5 protein-coding genes are annotated in these 3866 nt (G+C 45.5%); 4 read left to right on the top strand and 1 reads right to left on the bottom strand.

The features are described from left to right. The 3 genes from dnaJ to rsgA form a co-directional block, all read left to right on the top strand. Positions 1-1121: molecular chaperone DnaJ (gene dnaJ / locus DP116_RS22205; RefSeq protein WP_169157238.1), on the top strand; the 1121-nt coding region annotated here is incomplete at its 5' end. Then, positions 1118-1375, top strand: coding sequence for a sulfurtransferase TusA family protein (locus DP116_RS22200; protein WP_169157237.1), 258 nt, complete (start codon positions 1118-1120; stop codon positions 1373-1375). The genes dnaJ and DP116_RS22200, both read left to right, overlap by 4 nt. After that, positions 1372-2460, top strand: coding sequence for a small ribosomal subunit biogenesis GTPase RsgA (rsgA, locus tag DP116_RS22195; protein WP_169157236.1), 1089 nt, complete (start codon positions 1372-1374; stop codon positions 2458-2460). The genes DP116_RS22200 and rsgA overlap by 4 nt, the downstream gene beginning before the upstream one ends. 106 nt (positions 2461-2566) lie before the next feature. Here rsgA and DP116_RS22190 read toward each other — a convergent pair whose 3' ends face one another. Then, positions 2567-3157, bottom strand: coding sequence for a TetR/AcrR family transcriptional regulator (locus tag DP116_RS22190; protein WP_169157235.1), 591 nt, complete (start codon positions 3155-3157; stop codon positions 2567-2569). Positions 3158-3288: 131 nt separating this feature from the next. On the opposite strand from DP116_RS22190, the gene DP116_RS29605 reads away from it, so the two are divergent. After that, positions 3289-3866: cytochrome P450 (locus tag DP116_RS29605; protein ID WP_246275744.1), on the top strand; the 578-nt coding region annotated here is incomplete at its 3' end.

The raw sequence follows: 3866 nt of genomic DNA, 5'->3' as shown, positions 1-3866 counted from the left end.
ATTATGAAATTCTAGGTGTCTCTCGTGACGCCGACAAAGAAGAAATCAAACATGCTTACCGCCGTCAAGCCCGGAAGTATCACCCAGACGTGAACAAAGAACCGGGAGCGGAAGATCGCTTCAAAGAAATTAACCGTGCTTATGAAGTTCTTTCTGAGCCGGAAACCCGCGCACGTTATGACCGCTTTGGTGAAGCTGCTGTGAATGGTGGATCTGGTGCAGGCTTCCAAGATATGGGTGACATGGGCGGGTTTGCTGATATCTTTGAAAGCATTTTCTCAGGCTTTGCTGGTAGTGCAGGTGGTACAACCCAAAGACGACGCAGTGGACCAGTGCGGGGCGATGATCTGCGGCTAGACCTAAAGCTAGACTTTCGAGAAGCAGTCTTTGGCGGTGAAAAGGAAATTCGCATTTCTCATCTAGAGACTTGTGAGATTTGTAGCGGATCTGGCGCTAAACCCGGAACTCGCCCTCGCACTTGTTCGACTTGTACCGGAACAGGTCAAGTACGTCGCGTCACCAGAACGCCCTTTGGTAGCTTCACCCAAGTTTCGACTTGTCCTACGTGTAATGGTACGGGGATGGTGATCGAAGATAAATGTGATGCTTGCGACGGTAAGGGTGCAAAACAAGTTACGAAGAAACTAAAAATATCCATTCCAGCTGGGGTGGACAACGGTACACGCTTGCGGATCTCCGCAGAAGGTGATGCAGGTCAACGCAGTGGTCCTCCTGGAGATTTATACGTTTATCTGTTTATCAATGAGGACGAGGAATTCCATCGGGATGGAATCAATATTCTCTCGGAACTCAAAATTAGCTACCTGCAAGCAATTTTGGGCTGTCGCTTGGAGGTAAATACTGTAGATGGACCACAGGAATTGTTGATTCCACCAGGAACTCAGCCAAATACTGTCATGAAGCTGGAAAATCGTGGAGTACCGCGCTTGGGTAATCCCGTCAGTCGTGGCGACCACATGATTACGGTGTTAATTGATATTCCTAATAAGTTGACAATTGAAGAACGTGAACTTCTGGAGAAGCTCGCTAAAATAAAAGGAGATCGCACTGGAAAAGGCGGACTAGAAGGATTTTTGGGAAACTTCTTTCACCAACGATGAGTCTATCTTCCCTCTCAACTCCTAATGCTCAACTCGATTTGCGTGGCACCCCTTGCCCGATAAATTTTGTGCGGACGAAACTCCGTCTGGAGCAAATGAATCCCGGAGAATTACTAGAAGTCTGGCTAGATTCAGGGGAACCGATTGAGCAGGTTCCTGATAGTTTGACAATGGCAGGGTATCAGGTAGAGCAAATTACAGATTGTGTTAGTTATTTTTCTCTACTAGTCCGCCGCCCTGTGAGTGCCTCATGAGAGGGGAAGGCTTAGAAGCTACCGATCAGTTACTAGGCACAGTTCTAGCCGTGCAAGCTAATTTTTACCGAGTGCAGTTAGATATAGGGATGAGACAGATGAGTGAGCAAAGTTCTCCTCATCCCCCCATGCTTCTATGCACTCGCAGAACACGGTTGAAAAAAATCGGGCAACAGGTGATGGTGGGCGATCGCGTAGTCGTAGAAGAACCAGATTGGGCTGGCGGACGAGGGGCGATCGCTCAAGTATTACCTCGTGAAAGTGAATTAGATCGTCCAGCGATCGCTAATATTAATCAAATTTTCTTAGTATTTGCCGTTGCTGACCCGCCTTTGGAACCGTACCAGCTTAGTCGCTTTCTGGTTAAAGCTGAGTCTACGGGTTTAAGTGTGATTTTATGCTTAAATAAATGCGATTTAATTGCAACAGAACAACAGGCAGAAATTAATCAGCAGTTGGTAACTTGGGGCTACCAACCAATATTTATTAGTCTGAGCAAAAGTATAAATATTGATAAAAAAGTAGATAAACTCAAAGACAACATGACAGTGATAGCTGGACCTTCTGGAGTTGGTAAGTCCAGCCTGATCAATACACTGATTCCCAATGCTAACTTACGAGTGGGAGAGGTTTCTGGTAAACTGGCACGAGGTCGCCATACCACTCGTCACGTGGAATTATTTGAATTGCCAAGTGGTGGTTTATTAGCAGATACTCCCGGTTTTAATCAACCTGACTTTGATTGTGTCCCAGAACAATTAGTAACTTATTTCCCAGAAGCAAGACAAAGATTAGCAGTTGATAGCTGTCGTTTTAGTGATTGTCTGCATCGAGACGAACCGGGGTGTGTAGTCCGTGGAGATTGGGAACGATATCAGCATTACTTAGATTTTTTAGAGGAAGTTATTAAGCGCCAAACTCAGCTTAACCAACAGGCAGATCCTGAATCTACTGTCAAGGTAAAAACGAAAGGCAAGGGAAAGACTCAATACGAACCGAAGCTAGAAAGTAAGAAATATCGCCGGACTTCACGCAGGACGCAGTTGCAGCAGTTGCAGCAGTTGTATCAGGAGACGGACGAGTAAGAAATCACCAACGGCTTACGCAAATATGCTTATGCTGCTTGGGCATTAATCGAGTGAAATGATATTTTTCTTATTCACACTCCCCTAGCTTTTTGTTCAGGGAAAGTCAGCTTGATGGTTCTCTCAGAAGAAGATGCAAGGTACGACGAATATATGCTTCCCAAGGTTCTGTTGTAGCTTGAAACACGAGTGCATAAAGCATGATTCCACTTATCAGGTCAAAAACGAGATCAGAATCTAAATCTGCCTGAATTTCATTTCTCGATTTTGCGCGTTCAAATACAACAGCGAAGGCTTGTCGTCGGGGTTGTAGGTATTTTGTCCAGTAGACCTGAGCGAACTGAGGATTGCTGGATGCAGTACTGATCATCATAGCAACTGTCTGTCGTCCCAAAGGGGTAAATGTGATTTGTGCAGCACTGTTGATCAACGCGTCAATATCACCCCAGAGGCTACCAGTGTCAGGAACGACATACTCTTGTCTACAACTCTCAATCGCGTCTGCAACTAGTTCTTCTTTCGATTTGTAGCGCCGGTAAATTGTGGGTTTGCCAACTCCTGCACGGGCTGCGATCGCATCAATACTCATGCGCTCAAATCCAACTTCTGCCAGCAGTTCCAGGGCTGCTTGCAGAATTGCTTGATGTGATTGGGCACTACGGGGTCGTCCCGGCGGACTTTTGACAGGTTTACTCATGCGATCGTCATTCTAAGGCATCCGTATCTAAACAACTTACCAAGCAGTTGTCCAATTGACATTTACTTTTAAATTACGATACAGTATCGTAATTTAAAAACTTCTTTATCCATTAAACAGCAGAAAACAGCATGACCAATCTCTCGACTCAGCGATTTGCTTGGCGAACCCCAAAGGGAAATCTCCCGTTACCTCCTGGTCGCTTCGGTTTGCCCATTGTTGGCGAATCCATCAGCTATTTGCGCGATCCAGCCCGTTTTATCGAGCAGCGACAAAAGCGATATGGAACAATTTTCAAAACTCATCTGTTTGGTCGTCCAACGATTGTTTTCATTGGAGCAGATGCAACCCGTTTTTTGTTCACCAATGAAAGTCAGCGATTCGAGATGACCAATACTCCAAGTTTTGAGGTGTTACTGGGAGCAAACTCAATTGGAGTAAAGACGGGTACTGCTCACCAAATACTTCGTAAGCAGTTGTTCCAAGCCTTTGAGCCAAGAGCATTAGCCGAGTACGCTACGACAATAGAAGACATGACCCGTCGTTATCTGCATCGATGGGAACGCATGGGAACATTGACTTGGTATTCCGAACTGAAAAAATATACGCTGGATATTGCCTGTAAGTTGTTCGTGAGCGTTGAAACTGCCTCAGATGAAAACCTAGAAAAAGTTTATGAGACTTGGAGTGACGGGCTGTTATCTATTCC

Origin of the sequence: Brasilonema bromeliae SPC951, assembly GCF_012912135.1 — a bacterium.
Lineage (GTDB): Bacteria > Cyanobacteriota > Cyanobacteriia > Cyanobacteriales > Nostocaceae > Brasilonema > Brasilonema bromeliae.
This window is presented reverse-complemented; position numbering and strand designations above follow the sequence as displayed.